A 17,507-nucleotide genomic window follows, 5' to 3' on the forward strand; every position below is an offset into this window, starting at 1 on the left:
ATGCTGGAGCGGCTCAGATGCATGCTGGTAAAAGAGATCATCCAGGCCCTTCGGGATCCCCGGATGCGCTTCATCCTCTTCATAATCCCCGCCGTTCAGACGGTTATCTTCGGCTATGCGGTGAACACCGACGTGCGGAACGTAAAGACCGCTGTCTACGACCAGGACAATACCCCCGAGAGCCGTGACCTGGCCGCCCGGTTCCAGCGGTCGGGGTACTTTCTCATCACCGAGCGGATCGGCCGCGAAAGCCGCGTGCGGGAGCTTATGGACCGGGGGGAGGTGAAGGCAATCCTCCGGATAAATCGGGGCTTCGGCGCCGAACTGGGGGGAGGGCGCACGGCTCCGCTCCAGATCATCCTGGACGGCACCGACTCCAACACCGCCGGCATCGTCCTGAACTATGCATCGCGGATCACAGCCCGCTTTAACGACGAGCTGCGGGGAACCCAACTCCCCCGAAGCAGAGGGGCACGTGTCTTCGCTGGTGGCGTCCAACTCCAGAGCCGCGCCTGGTTCAACGAGAACCTGGAGAGCAGCAACTACTACGTGCCAGCGGTCATCGCCAACATCGTCCTCATCATCACCATGCTCCTCTCCAGCATGGCCGTGGTGCGCGAGAAGGAGATCGGCACCATGGAGCAGATGATCGTCACCCCCATCTCCAGGAGCGAATTCATCCTCGGCAAGACCATCCCCTTCGTCCTCATCGGCTTCATCGATGTGGCAGTCATCACTGCCGTTTCAAAATTCTGGTTCCAGGTTCCCATCCGGGGAAGCCTGCTCCTCCTTTTCGGCGCCACGGCCCTCTTTCTCATGAGCACCCTCGGTTTCGGGCTCTTCATCTCCACCATCAGCACCACCCAGCAGCAGGCCATGATGAGCTCATTCTTCTTTATCTTCCCCGCCATGCTCCTCTCGGGGTTCGCCTTCCCCATCGAGAACATGCCGCGGGTGATCCAGTACTTCACCTACCTGAACCCGCTCCGCTACTATCTGGTCATCATTCGGGGGATATTTCTGAAAGGGGTGGGGGCCGACATCCTCTGGCCCCAGATGGCGGGTCTGCTGGTGCTGGGGAGTGTCATTCTGGGATTTGCCGTGAAGCGGTTCCGGAAGACCCTCGCATAGGCAGAACGAGGGAGTGAACTAGGGCGGCAGGCGCCCTTCTCATCTTGAGGGATTTGGCGTTAGAGTTTCTTCTTTGTCTTGGCATCCTAACGTATCAGGTAGCGCACAAAACAATTCATTACTGTGGAAAAAACAAAGAGGCAAGGTTTCCCTTGCCTCTTCGATTTTGATGATAGTGAGTTAACAGGCTAGTCTGCTTTCCCCTCACACTCCTCGGCTGCATCGTTGACTGTGGTCAGCGGAGCATCTTCCCCGGCAACTGCCGGTTCTTCTGCAAGCGAAGCAGCAGCTTGCTCAACAACAGGCGCTGCTGCAGCAATTGTAGCTTTAGCCGGTTTAGCCTTTTTTCCCTTCTTGTTCAACTGCTCCTCAACCAGTTCTATGACAGACAGTGGCGCATTGTCGCCCGGACGGATGCCGAGCTTGATGATACGCGTATATCCACCATCACGCTCCTTGTAGCGGGGGGCTATGGTCGAGAAAAGCTTGGTAACGACTTTCTTGTCCCGGATATAGGAGGCAGCCTGACGCAGTGCATGCAGATCACCTCTTTTGCCCAACGTAATCATTTTCTCCGCGATGGAACGGAGCTCTTTTGCCTTCGCATCAGTGGTAGTAATCCGCTCATGCTCAAGAAACGAGGTCACCATGTTACGAAACATCGCTATCCGGTGGCTCGTGGTTCTTCCAAGTCTTCTCCCTGCTTTATTGTGACGCATGACCTATAATCCTTTCTTCAGGAAACCTAGCAATTATTCTTCGTCCTTCCGCTCCCCACGGATCCTGCGCATAACCTCAGGGTCAGGGAAGCCATCCAGCTTCATCCCAAGAGTAAGTCCCATATCAGCGAGAATATCCTTAATCTCGTTCAGGGATTTGCGCCCGAAGTTTTGTGTCTTGAGCATCTCAGCCTCGGAACGTGAAACAAGTTCGCCAATCATCTTGATGCCGGCATTTTTGAGGCAGTTTGCCGAGCGTACGGACAGTTCAAGCTCGTCCACGGAGCGATAGAGATTCTCATTAACCCGCTCACGCTCCTCCTCGGTTTCCGCTTCCTCAGCAGGTTCGGCTTCTTCATCGAAGTTGATAAAAATGCTCAGTTGCTCTTTCAGAATCTTTGCAGCAAACGCAACAGCATCTTCAGGAACAACACTGCCGTTCGTCCAGACTTCAAGAGTCAACTTGTCATAGTCGGTCATTTGGCCTACGCGAGCATTTGAGACGGTGAAATTCACTTTCTTGATGGGAGAGAATATGGCATCGATCGGCATCGTTCCAACCGGAGCCTTTTCGTCGCGGTTACGGTCCGAAGGCACATACCCCTTGCCCAGCTTGACCACCATCTCCATCTCCAGATTGGCATCCTTTGAACAGGTAGCGATATGGTGGTCTGGGTTCAGAATTTCAACATTGGCATCAGTGACAATATCACCTGCCTTAACGATCCCGTCACCCTTGTGAATAATCCGTATTGTGCGGGCCTCATTTCCATGCATCTTGAGGCTGACACCTTTGAGATTGAGTATGATATTCGTAACATCCTCAGTCACACCGGGGATGGATGAAAACTCGTGGAGCACTCCCTTGATTTTCACGGAAGTAATCGCTGCACCTTGAAGTGATGAAAGGAGCACTCTTCTCAGCGAGTTTCCGAGTGTCGTTCCGAATCCGCGTTCAAAGGGCTCAGCAAAAAATTTTCCGTATGTATTGGTAAGCGATTCACTCTCAACCTGAAGCTTCTTGGGGCTGATCAGGTCACGCCAGTTTCTGTACATGCATATCCTCCCTGTTACGGGTCTGTTCGCTTGTTACTTGGAGTAAAGCTCGACGATCAGTTGCTCCTGAATCGGCATTGCAATGTCCTCGCGGGCGGGGAGCAGCTTCACAACGCCTTTGTAGCCTTCCTTGTCAAGCTCAAGCCACTGGGGGGTCCCACGGCGAACGACCGCATCAAGGGATTCATTGATGCAGGCAATCTTGCGGCTCTTTTCCTTCAGCTCAACCACATCACCAGCCTTGAGTTGGATAGAGGGGATATTCGCCTTTCTCCCATTAAGGGTGAAGTGATTGTGGCGGACCAGAATCCTTGCCTCTGTACGAGAGGAAGCAAAACCGAGGCGATATACAACGTTATCAAGGCGCCGCTCAAGGAGTGAAAGCAGGTTCTCACCCGTAACGCCCCGCATCCGGTCAGCCTCTTCAAAGTAACTGCGGAATTGTTTCTCAAGTACGCCGTAAATCCGACGAACCTTCTGCTTCTCCCGAAGCTGAATCCCATAGTTGGAAACCTTCGGCCTTCCCTGCCCGTGCTGACCGGGAGGATAATTCCTACGCTTTATGGCACACTTGTCAGTGTAACAACGCTCACCCTTGAGAAACAACTCCATGTTTTCCCGCCTGCAGAGCCTGCAGGAAGGACCTGTATATCTAGCCAACGTTGACCTCCTTTACTTAAAACGTACTCGACGTGCTGTTATTAGACCCTTCTGCGCTTCGGCGGACGACAGCCGTTATGGGGAATCGGCGTGACGTCACGGATGAAGTTGACATGAAAACCAGCAGCCTGAAGAGCACGCAACGCAGACTCACGACCAGATCCAGGGCCTTTCACATAAACTTCGACACTACGCATACCATGATCCTGGGCCTTACGCGCGCAATCCTCTGCTGCTACCTGAGCAGCGAACGGCGTACTCTTACGAGAGCCCTTAAAACCTTTGCCGCCAGCAGAAGACCAAGCAACCACATTACCGGCAGGATCAGTTATGGTGATGATAGTATTATTGAACGTAGCCTGAATATGGGCCACTCCATTGGGAATATTCTTCTTTTCCTTCTTCTTCTTGACAACTTTTTTAGCCGGGCTTGCCATTATTCCTCCAGACTCCTATGGTCTATTTCTTCTTACCTGCAACCGTTCTGGCGGGACCTTTGCGCGTACGGGCATTGGTCTTCGTCCTCTGTCCACGAACGGGAAGTCCCTTCCGGTGACGGAGTCCACGGTAGCACCCGAGGTCCATGAGCCGCTTGATGTTCATGGATATATCACGACGAAGGTCACCTTCTACCTTGACATTCTTATCGATATATTCCCTGATCTTCGCGACTTCGGCCTCGGTCAGGTTGTCTGTTCTCGTATCCGAGTTGACCCCTGATTCAGCCAGGATCTTTTGCGCTGTTGTACGCCCGATCCCGTAGATATAAGTGAGCGCGATTTCTATCCGCTTGTTTCTTGGTAGGTCAATGCCTGCGATGCGTGCCAATGCGCGGTCCTCCTCTGTAGTCTCTTAGCCTTGTCTCTGGGTATGCTTGGGGGTTTCGCAGATTACACGAACAATTCCCTTGCGCTTGATTATCTTACATTTGTCACAAATTTTCTTTACTGACGCCCTAACTTTCATTGTCAATCCTTTCGATGCCTCGAATGCGACTAGAGTATACTGAGTATTTCCGGACCATGCTCCGTTATAGCAACAGTATGTTCAAAATGAGCAGACAGACCACCATCACATGTGACGGCCGTCCAGCCATCATCCAACACCTTCACCTGATAGCCCCGTTCATTGATCATAGGCTCTATGGCGAGAACCATTCCCGGCTTCAACCTGACCCCCCGGCCAGGCTCGCCAAAATTCGGAACCTGTGGACTTTCGTGAAGTTTCTTTCCGATCCCGTGCCCCACGAAATCCCTGACGACCGAAAAGCCGTGGCGTTCTACATAGCCTTGAACTGAATGCGAAATATCAGATAGTCTATTGCCAGGAACTGCCGCCTCAATTGCACAATAGAGAGACTCTTCAGTTACCTTGACAAGGCGTTCCGCTTGGGCAGTAACCTTCGAAACGGGCACTGTTATGGCGGCATCAGCGTAATATCCGCCGTAAACAACACCGAAATCGAGGCTGACTATGTCCCCCTCGACTAATTCACGCTTACTTGGCATGCCATGAACAACCTGCTCATTGAGAGAGCAGCAAAGAGCATAAGGAAACCCCCCATACCCCTTGAATGCAGCCACCGCTTTGCGCTTTCGCGCTTCCGACTCTGCAAGTCCGTCAAGAAATAGAGTGGTAACGCCGGCCCGTACCTCAGACCTCAAAATTTCGAGAATCTCCGCCACGATCTGTCCAGCGGAGCGCATTTTTTCAATTTCCTGGGGTGACTTTAGAACAATCACCCTACCTACTCGCCACAATGTTCTGGATTGATTGAGAAACGGATTCTATTGAGCCGAGAGCATCGATCTTCCTCAGCAGTGATGCACGCTCATAATACAACTTAAGGGGAACAGTCTGCTCGTCATAAACATCAAGACGGCGGCGGATTGTCTCCACCCTATCATCATCTCTCTGATACAGTTCCCCGCCGCAACTATCACAGCGTCCTTCCACGGATGGCCGATCATACAGAACATGAAAACCACGACCACACGCCCTACACATGCGCCGTCCCGTCAGACGATCAACCAACACCGCATAGTCCACTTCAAACGATATAACATGGGCAATCGACCGACCAGCCCCCTGCAGCATGCCACCCAGCGCATCAGCCTGGGCCACAGTCCGCGGGAATCCGTCAAGAATAAAACCAGCGGCACAATCATCAGCCGCAAGCCGCTCATTAACAATACCCACAACAACTTCATCAGGAACAAGAGAACCGGCATCCATATAGGACTTAGCCTTGATCCCCAGCAACGTCTGATCCGCAACGGCCGACCGCAGGATATCGCCGGTCGAAATCTGTGGGATGCCATATTTACGAACAAGAAGGTTAGCCTGCGTTCCCTTGCCTGCGCCAGGAGGACCAAGGAAAATCAAATTCATCGCATTTTCATTCCCAGACACTACTTCCTCCCCCTAACCCTTACCCCCTTCATAAACCCTTCATAACTCCGGGTTATCAAATGGGACTCAATCTGAGCAGCGGTATCCATCCCTACACCCACCGCAATAAGGAGCGCCGTTCCTCCAAAGTAGAAAGGCAAATTAAATTTACCTATAAGTATAGAAGGTAGAACGCAAACAGCTGAAATATAAATCGCGCCTGCAAACGTCAACTTCGTGAGGACTCGATCCAAATACTCGGAGGTTTCCTTACCGGGGCGAATGCCCGGTATATAACCGCCGTGCTTTTTAACATTATCGGCCACATCGACGGGGTTAAAAGAAACAGCCGTGTAGAAATAACAAAAGAATACAATAAAAGCAACATAAAATATGTCATATACCCAGTTACCGGGCGTCAGACTCTTTGCTGCGGATTGGACCCAAGGAATATTAATAAAGTTTGCCACTGTTGCTGGGAACATAATTATCGAAGAAGCAAAGATCGGCGGTATTACCCCCGCCATATTTACCTTGAGAGGCAGGTGGGATGTCTGACCACCGTAGGTCTTCAGACCTACGACACGTTTAGCATAGTGTATTGGCAATCGGCGTTGGCCGCGCTCGACAAATACAATCGCAGCAATAACCAAGAACATAAGAACAGCTATAAACAAGATTACAAAAAGAGAAAGTTGCCCCGTCTTGAGCAGGCGCACCGAGTTGCCCAGCGCAACCGGAATCCTTGCAACAATACCGGCAAAAATGATCAAGGAAATACCGTTACCAATGCCCTTCTCCGACATCTGTTCGCCAAGCCACATAATAAAGGCTGTACCAGCTGTCAGAGTGATGACGGTCATAAATCTAAAACCCCAGCCAGGACTCGGCACAACGAGCTCACCTGCTGGTCCACGCATGCTCTCAAGACCGATACTAATGCCCAGAGCCTGGACAACGCTCAACACGATAGTTCCATACCGCGTATACTGAATAATCTTCTTACGGCCAGATTCGCCTTCTTTAGAAAGTTTTTCAATGGCAGGAACAACTACCGTCAACAGCTGAAAGATAATAGAGGACGAGATGTACGGCATAATGCCCAGAGCAAATACCGTGAGTTTCTCCAGTGCACCACCCGAAAACATGTCGAAAAGCCCGAGGAGTGTACCACGGGCTTGTGCAAAGAAGTGAGCAAGTGCGGTGCTATCGATACCGGGAGTCGGAATATGGCACCCTACCCGATACACAGCGAGCATTCCTAATGAAAAAAGCACTCGCTTTTTAAGTTCAGGTATTCTGAAGATGTTTTGAAACGCCTCTATCAAAGCGTGATCTCCTCAATTTTACCGCCTACTGCTTCTATCTTCTCTTTTGCTTTTGCACTGAATTTGTGCACTTTGACAACGAGAGGCTTGGTGACATCGCCATCAGCAAGGACCTTGATCCCGTCCTTAACGCCGCTTATCAAACCGGCATTCAGAAGAGCCTCTGCATCCACTGTAGACCCGCTTTCAAATACGTCCAGCTGACCAATGTTGACGATGGCATAATCCTTACGCGTAAGCGGAGTGAAGCCGCGCTTGGGAAGACGACGTTGCATCGGCATCTGCCCTCCCTCAAAACCGGCTTTTATGCTCCCGCCGCTCCGGGCTTTTTGGCCCTTATGGCCTTTCGTCGCAGTTTTACCATGACCGGAACCAGTTCCACGGCCAATTCTTTTCCTATCTTTAGTCGCACCGATCGCCGGCTTGAGATTATTCAGTTCCATCACAGACACCTCTGAGTAGATTACTCTTCAACCTTAACCATATGGGAAACCTTGGCAATCATGCCAACGATCTCTGGCGTATTCTTCAAGACAACAGTTTTATTGAGCTTATTGAGCCCCATCCCGTTCAGAACAGCTTTCTGTGCCGTGGTGGCTCCAATTTGACTCTTGACCAGTGTTATTTTCAGTCCGGCAGACATGCTTACCCTCCGTGAATGTGTCCTATTCAGCCATTCCGCGCCGCGCCATGATTTCTTCTGGGCTCCGAAGTTGTTTTAGCCCGTCAAAAGCAGCCTTCACGACGTTGTGCGGATTGTTTGAGCCAAGGCACTTGGAGAGGACATTGTGAAGTCCCGCTGATTCGAAAACTGCACGGGCTGCGCCACCGGCGATAACACCAGTACCTGCGGAAGCCGGTTTGATAAGCACACGACCGGCACCAAAGTGTCCTAAAACTTCATAAGGAATTGTCTGGCCTTCAACAATCGGTACCTTGATCAGATTTTTCTTTGCCTGTTCCACGCCCTTGCGGATGGCTTCGGGAACTTCATTAGCCTTTCCCAAACCATATCCAACAAAGCCACTTCCGTCGCCGACAACAACAAGCGCCGAAAAGCTGAACCGCCTACCACCTTTAACAACCTTCGCGACCCGACTGATATGGACAACTTTGTCAGTAAGGTTCAATTCATTTGGATTGATCTTCTGCAAGTTCACGCCTCCTTGTTGTTCCTTCTAGAAGGACAAACCGTTCTCACGAGCTGAATCAGCAAGGGCCTTGACCCTTCCATGATACAAAAACCCGTTACGGTCGAATACAACGGAAGTAATATTCTTTTCCAGTGCCTTCTTTGCGATCATAGCACCGACACATTTCGCCGCCTCGACGTTGCCAGTGTACTTGAGGGCATCACTTTCATCTTGTACAGTTGATGCAGATACAAGTGTTACACCCGTTGCATCATCAATTATCTGTGCATAGATGTGACGGGCGCTCTTATATACATTCAACCTTGGCCGGTCAGTCGTACCACGAATTTTCTTCCTCACCCGCGTCTTCCGCTTGAGGTGAGCCACTTTCTTCTGAGCGAGAGGACTCACGTTACTTCTCCTTAAGGCTATTTTTTGCCGGTCTTGCCGGCCTTTCTCAGAATTCTCTCATCGGCATACTTTATACCCTTGCCTTTATAAGGCTCGGGACCGCGGAAAGAACGAATCTTAGCTGCAGTCTGGCCGACGAGCTCTTTATCAATCCCTCTGACAAAGACCTTGGTCATTTTATCCACCTCAACCGTTATGCCTTTAGGGAGAGGAAAATTAATTGGATGAGAGTAACCAAGGCTAAGGCTAAGAACATCACCCTTTGCTTCTGCCCTATAACCAACGCCGTTTATCTCAAGTATTTTTTCGAACCCTTTAGTGACACCAACGACCATGTTATTGATCAGCGTTCTTGTCAAGCCATGGGCTGAACGTGACTTTATAGCATCATCGGCTCTATTAACACTGACACTCTTCTCCTCTATCTCGAGGGCGATGTCGCTCATGATCTCGCGTGAAAGCGACCCCTTCGGCCCCTCGACTTTCAGAATAGGAGTTACGAACGAAACCTTTACCCCGCTTGGTATCTCAATAGGACGTTTGCCGATCCTGGACATGACTTGTATGCTCCTTGCCTTCTCTGTTATTACCAGACAGTACAGATAACTTCACCGCCGACGCCCGCCTCGCGAGCAACCTTGTCGGTGAGGATACCCTTGGACGTTGACAGAATAGCGACCCCCATCCCACTCTTCACGCTGGGAATCTCATCACAACCAACGTACACCCTACTACCAGGTTTACTCACACGCTTTATCTCTCTGATAACAGGTTCTTTCTCATCAATAAATCTGAGATAAACACGCAAAACGCCTTGTTTATTATCAGCGATCACCTTAAAATTCTTGATAAAACCTTCTGCCTTAAGGACATTCGCCAAGCTCACTTTCAAGTTAGAAGACGGAATATCCACCTTCTGGAGCTTTGCCATGCTGGCATTTCGAATCCTTGTGAGCATATCGGCAATAGGGTCAGTCATCGACATTGAGCGTACTCCTCTTTCTTAACGAGTTTACTGCATTACCAGCTTGACTTGATTACTCCCGGAATCTGACCGGTAGTAGCCAGCTTTCTGAGGCAAATCCTGCACATATCGAATTTACGATAATAGGCACGGGGCCGTCCGCAGAGGGGGCAACGGTTATACTCACGGACCTTGAATTTGCTTCCCCGTTGTGCCTTTATGATCATCGATGTTTTAGCCACTGACGTCCTCCAAATATATTAGTTCCTGAAAGGCATCCCAAGTTGCTTGAGCAGTGCCTTGCCTTCTTCATCGCTTCGCGCTGACGTTACTATGGTTATGTTGAGCCCTTTGATCTTGTCGATCTTATCGTATTCGATCTCAGGGAAAATAAGCTGCTCTTTGATGCCAAGGGAATAATTGCCACGACCATCAAAACCCTTGCCCGACACACCCTTAAAGTCTCGCACGCGTGGAAGCGCTACATTTATGAGCCGATCAAGGAATTCGAACATCTTTTCACGGCGAAGCGTAACCATGCAGCCGATAGGCATCCCTTGGCGCAGTTTAAAACTTGCAATGGACTTCTTTGCTTTTGTAATAACCGACTTCTGCCCAGTTATCATAGCGAGCTCTTCAACAGCTGAATCCAGAATCTTGACATTCTGAATTGCCTCTCCGAGGCCCATATTAACAACTATCTTTTCAATCTTGGGGACCTGCATTATGTTCGAGTATCCAAAGTCCTTCGTCAACTGAGGGACGATCTCGTTCTTGTAAACCTCATTCAGCCTGGCCATCTCTTCCTCCGTTCCTATTTATCAAACGAGTCGCCGCATTTGATACAAACACGAACTTTCTTGCCGTCCTCAAGCACGTTCATCTTCGAGCGAACCGGTTTCTTGCACTTATCACAATAGAGCATAACATTTGAAACATGCAGAGGGTTCTCTTTCTCTACGATGCCGCCGGGTTCATTCCCGCGAGCACGCATGTGACGCTTAACCATGTTAAGCCCCTCTACAAGCACACCGTCCTTCTTGGGAAGGATGCGGATTACTTTACCAGTCTTGCTTTTATCTTTGCCGGCGATCACTGAAACGGTGTCGCCTTTTTTAACGTGAAACTTCTTGTCGAGCATGGAATATCTCCTCGAAATGTATTACAGAACCTCAGGTGCAAGAGACACAATTTTCATGAATTTCCGCGCCCTCAGTTCTCTTGCGACCGGGCCGAAGATCCGGGTGCCGACAGGTTCACGCTGATTGTTAATCACCACGGCTGAATTATCGTCAAAACGGATGTACGAACCGTCAAGGCGGCCAATCTCTTTGGCTGTTCTAACAATTACCGCCTTGACGACATCACCCTTTTTCACTTTGGAATTCGGAATCGCTTCTCTTACAGAAGCAACAATAATATCACCAATTCCAGCATATTTTCTTTTGGATCCGCCAAGAACCTTTATACAAAATAGCTTTCTCGCCCCGGAATTATCCGCAACATCCAAAATGGTCTGCATCTGAATCATGGCTTACTCCCGATCACTCGAACCTATCGATTATCTGACGAACTCTCCAGCGCTTGTCCTTACTCAATGGACGAGTCTCTACGATTTGTACCCTATCGCCAGACTTGCAGCTGTTGTCTTCATCATGAGCTTTGTATTTGACACTTCGCTTTATGTACTTGTTATAGACAGGATGCTTCACAAGGTGTGAAACCTGCACTACAACCGTCTTATCCATTTTATCGCTTACAACGATACCAACTTGGGTCTTTCTGTTCCCGCGCTGACTCATAGCTTCTCTAGCCCCTTCTTTCGCTGAGGAAAGTATTTACCCTAGCGATATCTTTCTTAACAGCCGAGATTTTTGCTGTATTCTCGAGTCTTCCGGTATGAAGTTGGAACCTCAAGTTAAATAATTCTTGAGTCAGTTCCGCGTTCTTTGCCGTCAGTTCTTCGACCGACATATTTTTAAGGTCACTAGCTTTCATAACCTTCCTTCCTGGAAATGAATTTCGTCCCGATAGGAAGCTTGTGCGCAGCAAGGCGGAACGCCTCACGTGCGATTTCCTCGCTGACGCCCTCCATTTCGTAGAGCATTTTGCCCGGCTTTACCACACAGACCCATGAATCAGGTGATCCTTTGCCCTTTCCCATCCGTGTTTCAGCCGGCTTTGATGTGAGTGGCTTATCTGGAAACATCCGAATCCAGATTTTTCCACCCCTCTTGATATAACGCGTCATTGCAATACGAGCAGCCTCTATCTGACGGGAATCAACCCATCCACACTCCGTTGCCTGGAGGCCAAACTCACCGTATGACAGTGTGGCCCCGCGCATAGCAGCGCCCGTCATGCGCCCCTTCATTTGCTTTCTATGCTTAACTCTTTTGGGCATCAACATTGGGAAAAACTCCTGTTTCTATTTTTGACCGGGGAGAACTTCACCTTTAAAGATAAGGACCTTTACGCCAATAATCCCGTAGGTGGTCTTGGCTTCAGCAAAGCCATAGTCTATGTCTGCCCGGAGCGTATGCAAAGGCACGCGCCCTTCTCTGTACCACTCGGTCCGGGACATTTCAGCTCCGCCAAGGCGACCAGAGCATGTGATCCTGATCCCCTTCGCACCGAACTTAAGCGCAGAAGTAACGCTTTTCTTCATTGCTCTGCGGAAAGCCACACGCCGCTCTAATTGGAGAGCTACGTTCTCGGACACGAGCTGAGCATCCAGTTCAGGCTTCCTGACTTCCTGTATATTGAGGTAGATCTCTTTGTCAGTAAGCTTGGCAAGCTCCTTCTTGAGAGTTTCCACCTCAGCGCCCTTCTTCCCGATTATAAGCCCAGGCCGAGCAGTAAAGATATTGATCTTCGCCTTACTGGCAGCACGCTCAATCTCGATCTTGGAAACACCCGAGTTAAAAAGACGCTTTTTCAAGAAATTCCTCAGCTTGATATCCTCATGAAGCAGCTTCGCATAATCTGCTTCAGCATACCAACGCGAATCCCATGTTCTGATTACACCAAGCCTGAATCCAATTGGATTTACTTTCTGACCCAAGACATCACCTCCATTCCGATTACTTATCTGCCAGCACTACAGTTACATGGCTGGTAGGCTTTCTGATTTTGCTGGCACGCCCCATAGCACGAGGAGTAAACCTCTTGAGAACCGGTCCCGCGTCAACAAAAATCGTTTTCACGAATAGTCTATCAACGTCTGATGCACCCTTTTGCTCAGCATTTGCCACTGCGGACTGGAGAAGCTTCGATACCAGTTTTGCAGACGGCTGCGGAGAAAAACGAAGTATTGTGAGAGCATCCTGTATGCCTCTACCCCTCACCATATCCACAACCAGACGTGTTTTCCGCGGGGAAAGGCGGGCAAATGACAATTTAGCTCGTGCTTCCATTCTCTAGGCTCCTTTTACCGGTTACTTCTTCTTCAACTTGCTCTTCTTGTCTGCTGCGTGGCCGTAAAACGTTCTCGTCGGAGCAAATTCGCCAAGTTTGTGTCCGACCATATTTTCGGTCACAAAGACAGGAATAAATTTCTTCCCATTGTGAACGGCAAAAGTCAAACCGATAAAATCCGGAGTGATCGTTGAACGACGCGACCAAGTCTTGAGAACTTTTTTGGAGCCGGGCCCTTCGGCGGCAACCTTTTTTGCCAAATGATCATCAACAAAAGGACCTTTTTTGATCGAACGTGCCATGGTCTTTATCCTTTAACCAAGTGGTTATTATTTAGTACGCGGCTTCACGATAAACCGCGAAGATGTCTTGTTTTTCCTGGTCTTATACCCTTTAGTCGGAATACCCCACGGTGTCACAGGGTGACGGCCACCCGAGGTCCGGCCCTCACCACCGCCATGAGGGTGATCCACAGGGTTCATGGCAACACCGCGAACCTTCGGTCTGCGGCCAAGCCAACGCGAGCGACCGGCCTTGCCAATCGTCACGTTTTCATGATCGATATTACCGACCTGCCCAACTGTAGCCATACAATCGAGCAAAACCATCCGTACTTCTCCAGACGGAAGCTTCACCTGAGCGTATTTTCCTTCCTTAGCCATGAGTTGTGCAAAGGTCCCGGCGCTCCGTGCCAGTTGGCCACCTTTACCGATTTTGAGTTCAATATTATGAATAATGGTACCCAGCGGTATGGCGCGAAGAGGAAGCGAGTTACCTGGCTTGATATCTGCACTAGTGCTTGCCAACACCACATCACCGACCTTAAGGTTCAATGGGGCCAGAATATAGCGCTTTTCTCCGTCAGAGTAATGCAGAAGAGCAATACGTGCGCTACGGTTGGGATCATACTCGATGCTCGCAACCTTTGCCGGGATATCAATCTTGTTCCGACGGAAATCCACAAGCCTGTACTTTTGCTTATGACCACCACCAATATGTCGTGATGTTATCCGGCCAAAACTATTACGCCCCCCTGTCTTCTTCAATGTAACAAGAAGGGATTTCTCCGGACTGGAGGTCGTGATCTCATCAAACGCTGAACACGTCTGGTGCCGACGGCCTGCTGATGTTGGTTTGTAAGTCTTTATTGCCATGATGTGCTCACTCCACTGCCAAAGTGTTTATATCTCAAAGAAATCCACATTGTTTCCCTCTTTGAGGGTAACATAGGCTTTTTTCCAGTTCGAACGCTTGCCATAGTGGCGACCAACGCGCTTCAGCTTGCCAGCCACGTTGACAGTATTAACGTCAGAAACTTCAACCTTGAAAAGTTTCTCGACAGCATTCTTGATTTCAATCTTATTTGCGTTACGGTCCACTTCAAAGGAAATCACATTTCTGGCATCCTTTTCAAGAGTGGTCTTTTCCGTTACAAGAGGCTTTTTTAGTACGTCATAAATATTCATGACTGTAGTGCTCCTTCGATCTTCCGAACAGCTGACTGAGTGAGTATGATATTGTTAAACTTAACAATATCGAAGATATTAAGGTGTTCAGCTTTAAGAACCTTAACGTCTTTCACGTTGCGTGCGGACAACTCAAGATTCGCATTCGGCTCATCAATAATAACGAGGGTCTTCGTCACATCGAACGTCTTAAGAACGCCGACAAAACCCTTTGTCGAGATTGATGGCAGCGAAAAACCATCAAGAACTGAAAGCTTATTCTCTTTGAAAAGCATGGAAAGTGCTGACCGAACCGCAGCCTTCCGGGCCTTCTTATTCATCGAAAGTGCATAGGTCTTGGCTTGGGGGCCAAAGGCAACACCTCCGCCGACATAGTGCGGTGCACGTATGCAGCCCTGGCGAGCCTGCCCGGTACCTTTCTGTTTGTAGGGCTTTTTGCCACCACCAGAAACAGCCGCACGGTTCTTTACGCCAACAGTCCCTGCGCGACGGTTTGCAAGCTGAACCTTAACCGCTTCATGAATGAGATATTCTCTGACGTCGCCGTTAAAGACAGCGTCACTGAGGTCCATCTCACCTACCTTGTTTTTATTGATATCGAAAACGTCGATTGTAGCCATAACTATCTCCGGTCCTGCAAGTCTAACGTGCTTTAACACTGTCTTTGAGAAGCAGAATACCATTCTTCGCGCCTGGTATTGCCCCTCTGATCAGCAGCAGATTATCCGCTGCGTCGACACGGACAACCTGAAGACGTTGCACCGTAACACGCTCGTTTCCGAGTTGGCCTGGCATTTTCTTGTTCTTGAATACGCGAGACGGCCACGCGGAACTACCGATCGAACCGGGAGCCCGGTGAAAACAGGAACCATGGGACGAACGGCCGCCACGGAAACCCCACCGTTTAATGACACCCTGGAAACCTTTACCAATGCTTGTCCCGGTCACATCAACATAGTCACCCGGCGCAAAGATCTCAGCGGTAATAGAGTCGCCAATAGTGTACTTGTCGACATCCTCTACCCTGAACTCACGGATATGAGTAAAGACACCTTGGCCAGCGGACTTGCAGTGACCTACGAGTGCACGCCCTGACTTATCGGCATCCTTCGCGAGAAAACCTACCTGAATAGCGCTGTACCCGTCTGTCTCAACGGTCTTTTTTTGCAAGACAACACACGGCCCAGCCTCTACTACAGTCACTGGAATGCGCCTGCCATCATCAGCAAAGATCTGGGTCATACCCAGCTTTTTCGCAATCAATCCCTTCTTCATGGCAAAATTCCTATCCTTACATTCGCATTAGAGCTTGATTTCAACATCTACGCCTGCAGAGAGATCAAGCTTCATGAGAGCGTCAACAGTCTGCTGTGTTGGATCAAGAATATCGATGAGACGCTTATGTGTCCGGATTTCGAACTGCTCTCGAGATTTCTTGTCCACGTGCGGTCCCCGGAGGACGCAATATTTGTTGATTATCGTCGGGAGAGGGATTGGCCCAGCAACCCGCGCACCTGTTCTTTTGGCAGTATCGACTATCTCACCCACTGATTGATCAAGAAGCTTGTGATCAAAAGCTTTAAGGCGGATTCTTATTTTTTGACTTGGCATTTCTTCCTCGTTCCTGCTTTATTCGATAATGGAGCTGACAACACCGGCGCCGACAGTACGCCCACCCTCACGGATAGCGAACCGCAGACCTTCGTCCATGGCGATCGGGGTGATCAGGTTAACCGTTACGGCTACGTTGTCGCCAGGCATGACCATTTCGGTCCCTGCGGGAAGGTCTACTATGCCGGTCACGTCGGTGGTCCGGAAGTAGAACTGCGGACGATAGCCGTTGAAGAACGGTGTGTGGCGCCCGCCTTCTTCCTTGGTCAGGATGTAGGCCTCGGCCTTGAACTTGGTGTGCGGGGTGATGCTCCCCGGCTTCGCCAGCACCTGGCCACGCTCGATGTCTTCACGCTTCACGCCACGGAGCAGAGCGCCGATGTTGTCGCCGGCACGCCCTTCGTCGAGGAGCTTGCGGAACATTTCTACACCGGTGACGGTGGTCTTGGTGGTCGTCTTGATGCCAACGATCTCGACTTCCTCGCCCACCTTGACGATGCCCCGCTCAACCCGACCGGTGGCAACGGTACCGCGACCGGAGATGGAGAAGACGTCTTCGACGGGCATCAGGAACGGCTTGTCGATGGCGCGCTCGGGCTCGGGAATATAGGAGTCGACGGCCTCCATGAGCTTGACGATGGATTCGGAGCCGAGCTCGTCCTTGTCGCCATTAAGGGCCTTGAGGGCGGAACCCTTGATGATGGGAATGTCGTCGCCCGGGAAATCATAGGAGGAGAGCAGTTCGCGAATCTCCAGTTCGACGAGCTCAAGGAGCTCTTCGTCATCGACCATGTCAGCCTTGTTAAGGAACACGACGATGTACGGAACCCCTACCTGACGGGCAAGCAGGATGTGCTCGCGGGTCTGGGGCATGGGGCCGTCGGCGGCGGAGACAACGAGAATCGCGCCGTCCATCTGAGCCGCACCGGTGATCATGTTCTTGACGTAGTCGGCGTGGCCGGGGCAGTCAACGTGAGCATAGTGACGCTTTTCGGTCTCATACTCGACGTGCGAGGTGGCGATGGTGATACCACGCTCACGCTCCTCAGGGGCGTTGTCGATCTGATCAAAGCCCTTGAATTCGGCCTGGCCGCGCTCTGCCAGAACCCGCGTGATGGCGGCGGTCAGCGTGGTCTTGCCATGGTCAACGTGACCAATCGTCCCTATGTTGACGTGCGGTTTTGTTCTCTCGAATTTTGCCTTTGCCATGTAGGATTCCT

Annotated in this window: 32 protein-coding genes; 1 reads left to right on the forward strand and 31 read right to left on the reverse strand. The window is 50.4% G+C overall.

Going from position 1 to position 17,507, the window contains the following annotated elements; translation table 11 throughout:
- Positions 1 to 1,131, forward strand: a complete 1,131-nt coding sequence (locus tag KI811_RS03280; protein WP_214185054.1) for an ABC transporter permease — start codon at positions 1 to 3, stop codon at positions 1,129 to 1,131.
- A 188-nt stretch (positions 1,132 to 1,319) separates the two neighbouring features.
- On the opposite strand, the gene rplQ is transcribed toward KI811_RS03280, so the two are convergent.
- From rplQ to tuf, 31 genes are read right to left on the reverse strand one after another with little or no spacing between them, the layout of a single operon-like run.
- Entirely contained in the window at positions 1,320 to 1,850 is a 531-nt protein-coding gene (rplQ, locus tag KI811_RS03285) for a 50S ribosomal protein L17 (RefSeq protein ID WP_214185055.1), read from the reverse strand.
- Positions 1,851 to 1,883: 33 nt separating this feature from the next.
- Positions 1,884 to 2,906 carry a DNA-directed RNA polymerase subunit alpha gene (locus tag KI811_RS03290; protein ID WP_214185056.1) on the reverse strand — a complete coding sequence of 341 codons (1,023 nt, stop codon included), beginning with the start codon at positions 2,904 to 2,906 and terminating at the stop codon, positions 1,884 to 1,886.
- 33 nt (positions 2,907 to 2,939) lie between these two features.
- The gene (rpsD, locus tag KI811_RS03295; protein WP_214185057.1) at positions 2,940 to 3,566 is read right to left on the reverse strand and encodes a 30S ribosomal protein S4; all 627 of its coding nucleotides are present in this window, start codon (positions 3,564 to 3,566) and stop codon (positions 2,940 to 2,942) included.
- 41 nt (positions 3,567 to 3,607) lie between these two features.
- Complete coding sequence (gene rpsK, locus KI811_RS03300; RefSeq protein ID WP_214185058.1) at positions 3,608 to 4,003, reverse strand: 30S ribosomal protein S11; 396 nt, start codon at positions 4,001 to 4,003, stop codon at positions 3,608 to 3,610.
- A gap of 22 nt (positions 4,004 to 4,025) precedes the next feature.
- Complete coding sequence (rpsM, locus tag KI811_RS03305; protein WP_214185059.1) at positions 4,026 to 4,394, reverse strand: 30S ribosomal protein S13; 369 nt, start codon at positions 4,392 to 4,394, stop codon at positions 4,026 to 4,028.
- Positions 4,395 to 4,418: 24 nt separating this feature from the next.
- Positions 4,419 to 4,532 (reverse strand): 50S ribosomal protein L36, encoded by a 114-nt coding sequence (rpmJ, locus tag KI811_RS03310; protein ID WP_011365704.1) that lies wholly within the window; start codon positions 4,530 to 4,532, stop codon positions 4,419 to 4,421.
- Between the two features lie 29 nt (positions 4,533 to 4,561).
- Positions 4,562 to 5,308, reverse strand: a complete 747-nt coding sequence (gene map / locus KI811_RS03315) for a type I methionyl aminopeptidase (RefSeq protein ID WP_214185060.1) — start codon at positions 5,306 to 5,308, stop codon at positions 4,562 to 4,564.
- A 1-nt stretch (position 5,309) separates the two neighbouring features.
- A complete protein-coding gene (locus KI811_RS03320) occupies positions 5,310 to 5,957 on the reverse strand; it encodes an adenylate kinase (RefSeq protein ID WP_214185132.1) in 648 nt (215 codons plus the stop codon).
- A gap of 20 nt (positions 5,958 to 5,977) precedes the next feature.
- Complete coding sequence (secY, locus tag KI811_RS03325) at positions 5,978 to 7,285, reverse strand: preprotein translocase subunit SecY (RefSeq protein ID WP_214185061.1); 1,308 nt, start codon at positions 7,283 to 7,285, stop codon at positions 5,978 to 5,980.
- Positions 7,282 to 7,728 (reverse strand): 50S ribosomal protein L15, encoded by a 447-nt coding sequence (gene rplO, locus KI811_RS03330; RefSeq protein ID WP_214185062.1) that lies wholly within the window; start codon positions 7,726 to 7,728, stop codon positions 7,282 to 7,284. Before rplO ends, secY begins: the two co-directional genes overlap by 4 nt.
- Before the next feature lie 20 nt (positions 7,729 to 7,748).
- Positions 7,749 to 7,928: a 50S ribosomal protein L30 gene (rpmD, locus tag KI811_RS03335; RefSeq protein ID WP_214185063.1), complete on the reverse strand. Its 180-nt coding sequence runs from the start codon at positions 7,926 to 7,928 to the stop codon at positions 7,749 to 7,751.
- 22 nt (positions 7,929 to 7,950) lie between these two features.
- Positions 7,951 to 8,439, reverse strand: a complete 489-nt coding sequence (rpsE, locus tag KI811_RS03340) for a 30S ribosomal protein S5 (RefSeq protein ID WP_214185064.1) — start codon at positions 8,437 to 8,439, stop codon at positions 7,951 to 7,953.
- A gap of 24 nt (positions 8,440 to 8,463) precedes the next feature.
- Entirely contained in the window at positions 8,464 to 8,829 is a 366-nt protein-coding gene (rplR, locus tag KI811_RS03345) for a 50S ribosomal protein L18 (RefSeq protein WP_214185065.1), read from the reverse strand.
- Between the two features lie 17 nt (positions 8,830 to 8,846).
- Complete coding sequence (gene rplF / locus KI811_RS03350) at positions 8,847 to 9,386, reverse strand: 50S ribosomal protein L6 (RefSeq protein ID WP_214185066.1); 540 nt, start codon at positions 9,384 to 9,386, stop codon at positions 8,847 to 8,849.
- Positions 9,387 to 9,415: 29 nt separating this feature from the next.
- Complete coding sequence (gene rpsH / locus KI811_RS03355; RefSeq protein ID WP_214185067.1) at positions 9,416 to 9,814, reverse strand: 30S ribosomal protein S8; 399 nt, start codon at positions 9,812 to 9,814, stop codon at positions 9,416 to 9,418.
- A 35-nt stretch (positions 9,815 to 9,849) separates the two neighbouring features.
- On the reverse strand, positions 9,850 to 10,035 hold the full coding sequence (locus KI811_RS03360; RefSeq protein ID WP_214185068.1) for a type Z 30S ribosomal protein S14: 186 nt from the start codon (positions 10,033 to 10,035) through the stop codon (positions 9,850 to 9,852).
- An 18-nt stretch (positions 10,036 to 10,053) separates the two neighbouring features.
- On the reverse strand, positions 10,054 to 10,593 hold the full coding sequence (gene rplE, locus KI811_RS03365) for a 50S ribosomal protein L5 (protein WP_214185069.1): 540 nt from the start codon (positions 10,591 to 10,593) through the stop codon (positions 10,054 to 10,056).
- A 14-nt stretch (positions 10,594 to 10,607) separates the two neighbouring features.
- Positions 10,608 to 10,934, reverse strand: coding sequence for a 50S ribosomal protein L24 (gene rplX / locus KI811_RS03370; protein ID WP_004514247.1), 327 nt, complete (start codon positions 10,932 to 10,934; stop codon positions 10,608 to 10,610).
- Between the two features lie 21 nt (positions 10,935 to 10,955).
- Positions 10,956 to 11,324 carry a 50S ribosomal protein L14 gene (gene rplN, locus KI811_RS03375; protein ID WP_214185070.1) on the reverse strand — a complete coding sequence of 123 codons (369 nt, stop codon included), beginning with the start codon at positions 11,322 to 11,324 and terminating at the stop codon, positions 10,956 to 10,958.
- 13 nt (positions 11,325 to 11,337) lie between these two features.
- A complete protein-coding gene (gene rpsQ / locus KI811_RS03380; RefSeq protein ID WP_214185071.1) occupies positions 11,338 to 11,595 on the reverse strand; it encodes a 30S ribosomal protein S17 in 258 nt (85 codons plus the stop codon).
- A gap of 7 nt (positions 11,596 to 11,602) precedes the next feature.
- The gene (rpmC, locus tag KI811_RS03385; RefSeq protein ID WP_214185072.1) at positions 11,603 to 11,791 is read right to left on the reverse strand and encodes a 50S ribosomal protein L29; all 189 of its coding nucleotides are present in this window, start codon (positions 11,789 to 11,791) and stop codon (positions 11,603 to 11,605) included.
- The gene (rplP, locus tag KI811_RS03390; RefSeq protein WP_214185073.1) at positions 11,781 to 12,203 is read right to left on the reverse strand and encodes a 50S ribosomal protein L16; all 423 of its coding nucleotides are present in this window, start codon (positions 12,201 to 12,203) and stop codon (positions 11,781 to 11,783) included. The genes rpmC and rplP overlap by 11 nt, the downstream gene beginning before the upstream one ends.
- Positions 12,204 to 12,221: 18 nt before the next feature.
- Positions 12,222 to 12,857: a 30S ribosomal protein S3 gene (gene rpsC / locus KI811_RS03395; protein ID WP_004514242.1), complete on the reverse strand. Its 636-nt coding sequence runs from the start codon at positions 12,855 to 12,857 to the stop codon at positions 12,222 to 12,224.
- 19 nt (positions 12,858 to 12,876) lie between these two features.
- Complete coding sequence (gene rplV, locus KI811_RS03400; RefSeq protein WP_011365700.1) at positions 12,877 to 13,209, reverse strand: 50S ribosomal protein L22; 333 nt, start codon at positions 13,207 to 13,209, stop codon at positions 12,877 to 12,879.
- Positions 13,210 to 13,230: 21 nt separating this feature from the next.
- Positions 13,231 to 13,512: a 30S ribosomal protein S19 gene (rpsS, locus tag KI811_RS03405; RefSeq protein ID WP_214185074.1), complete on the reverse strand. Its 282-nt coding sequence runs from the start codon at positions 13,510 to 13,512 to the stop codon at positions 13,231 to 13,233.
- Between the two features lie 27 nt (positions 13,513 to 13,539).
- Positions 13,540 to 14,364, reverse strand: a complete 825-nt coding sequence (gene rplB / locus KI811_RS03410) for a 50S ribosomal protein L2 (protein WP_214185076.1) — start codon at positions 14,362 to 14,364, stop codon at positions 13,540 to 13,542.
- A gap of 27 nt (positions 14,365 to 14,391) precedes the next feature.
- On the reverse strand, positions 14,392 to 14,676 hold the full coding sequence (locus KI811_RS03415) for a 50S ribosomal protein L23 (RefSeq protein ID WP_214185077.1): 285 nt from the start codon (positions 14,674 to 14,676) through the stop codon (positions 14,392 to 14,394).
- Complete coding sequence (gene rplD / locus KI811_RS03420) at positions 14,673 to 15,296, reverse strand: 50S ribosomal protein L4 (RefSeq protein WP_214185078.1); 624 nt, start codon at positions 15,294 to 15,296, stop codon at positions 14,673 to 14,675. Before rplD ends, KI811_RS03415 begins: the two co-directional genes overlap by 4 nt.
- Positions 15,297 to 15,318: 22 nt before the next feature.
- The gene (gene rplC, locus KI811_RS03425; RefSeq protein WP_214185079.1) at positions 15,319 to 15,951 is read right to left on the reverse strand and encodes a 50S ribosomal protein L3; all 633 of its coding nucleotides are present in this window, start codon (positions 15,949 to 15,951) and stop codon (positions 15,319 to 15,321) included.
- A 27-nt stretch (positions 15,952 to 15,978) separates the two neighbouring features.
- Positions 15,979 to 16,287 carry a 30S ribosomal protein S10 gene (gene rpsJ, locus KI811_RS03430; protein WP_004514236.1) on the reverse strand — a complete coding sequence of 103 codons (309 nt, stop codon included), beginning with the start codon at positions 16,285 to 16,287 and terminating at the stop codon, positions 15,979 to 15,981.
- An 18-nt stretch (positions 16,288 to 16,305) separates the two neighbouring features.
- Positions 16,306 to 17,496 carry an elongation factor Tu gene (tuf, locus tag KI811_RS03435; RefSeq protein ID WP_214185080.1) on the reverse strand — a complete coding sequence of 397 codons (1,191 nt, stop codon included), beginning with the start codon at positions 17,494 to 17,496 and terminating at the stop codon, positions 16,306 to 16,308.
- Positions 17,497 to 17,507 lie beyond the last annotated feature (11 nt).

Origin of the sequence: Geobacter hydrogenophilus (genome assembly GCF_018501225.1) — a bacterium.
Classification (GTDB): Bacteria; Desulfobacterota; Desulfuromonadia; order Geobacterales; family Geobacteraceae; genus Geobacter; species Geobacter hydrogenophilus.

Coding starts and splice junctions, on each gene's coding strand:
- KI811_RS03280 (WP_214185054.1), top strand. CDS start 1: ATGCTGGAGCGGCTCAGATGCATGCTGGTAAAAGAGATCATCCAGGCC.
- rplQ (WP_214185055.1), bottom strand. CDS start 1,850: ATGCGTCACAATAAAGCAGGGAGAAGACTTGGAAGAACCACGAGCCAC.
- KI811_RS03290 (WP_214185056.1), bottom strand. CDS start 2,906: ATGTACAGAAACTGGCGTGACCTGATCAGCCCCAAGAAGCTTCAGGTT.
- rpsK (WP_214185058.1), bottom strand. CDS start 4,003: ATGGCAAGCCCGGCTAAAAAAGTTGTCAAGAAGAAGAAGGAAAAGAAG.
- rpmJ (WP_011365704.1), bottom strand. CDS start 4,532: ATGAAAGTTAGGGCGTCAGTAAAGAAAATTTGTGACAAATGTAAGATA.
- KI811_RS03320 (WP_214185132.1), bottom strand. CDS start 5,957: ATGAATTTGATTTTCCTTGGTCCTCCTGGCGCAGGCAAGGGAACGCAG.
- rplO (WP_214185062.1), bottom strand. CDS start 7,728: ATGGAACTGAATAATCTCAAGCCGGCGATCGGTGCGACTAAAGATAGG.
- rpmD (WP_214185063.1), bottom strand. CDS start 7,928: ATGTCTGCCGGACTGAAAATAACACTGGTCAAGAGTCAAATTGGAGCC.
- rplF (WP_214185066.1), bottom strand. CDS start 9,386: ATGTCCAGGATCGGCAAACGTCCTATTGAGATACCAAGCGGGGTAAAG.
- rpsH (WP_214185067.1), bottom strand. CDS start 9,814: ATGTCGATGACTGACCCTATTGCCGATATGCTCACAAGGATTCGAAAT.
- rplE (WP_214185069.1), bottom strand. CDS start 10,593: ATGGCCAGGCTGAATGAGGTTTACAAGAACGAGATCGTCCCTCAGTTG.
- rplX (WP_004514247.1), bottom strand. CDS start 10,934: ATGCTCGACAAGAAGTTTCACGTTAAAAAAGGCGACACCGTTTCAGTG.
- rplN (WP_214185070.1), bottom strand. CDS start 11,324: ATGATTCAGATGCAGACCATTTTGGATGTTGCGGATAATTCCGGGGCG.
- rpsQ (WP_214185071.1), bottom strand. CDS start 11,595: ATGAGTCAGCGCGGGAACAGAAAGACCCAAGTTGGTATCGTTGTAAGC.
- rpmC (WP_214185072.1), bottom strand. CDS start 11,791: ATGAAAGCTAGTGACCTTAAAAATATGTCGGTCGAAGAACTGACGGCA.
- rplP (WP_214185073.1), bottom strand. CDS start 12,203: ATGTTGATGCCCAAAAGAGTTAAGCATAGAAAGCAAATGAAGGGGCGC.
- rplV (WP_011365700.1), bottom strand. CDS start 13,209: ATGGAAGCACGAGCTAAATTGTCATTTGCCCGCCTTTCCCCGCGGAAA.
- rpsS (WP_214185074.1), bottom strand. CDS start 13,512: ATGGCACGTTCGATCAAAAAAGGTCCTTTTGTTGATGATCATTTGGCA.
- rplB (WP_214185076.1), bottom strand. CDS start 14,364: ATGGCAATAAAGACTTACAAACCAACATCAGCAGGCCGTCGGCACCAG.
- KI811_RS03415 (WP_214185077.1), bottom strand. CDS start 14,676: ATGAATATTTATGACGTACTAAAAAAGCCTCTTGTAACGGAAAAGACC.
- rplD (WP_214185078.1), bottom strand. CDS start 15,296: ATGGCTACAATCGACGTTTTCGATATCAATAAAAACAAGGTAGGTGAG.
- rplC (WP_214185079.1), bottom strand. CDS start 15,951: ATGAAGAAGGGATTGATTGCGAAAAAGCTGGGTATGACCCAGATCTTT.
- rpsJ (WP_004514236.1), bottom strand. CDS start 16,287: ATGCCAAGTCAAAAAATAAGAATCCGCCTTAAAGCTTTTGATCACAAG.
- tuf (WP_214185080.1), bottom strand. CDS start 17,496: ATGGCAAAGGCAAAATTCGAGAGAACAAAACCGCACGTCAACATAGGG.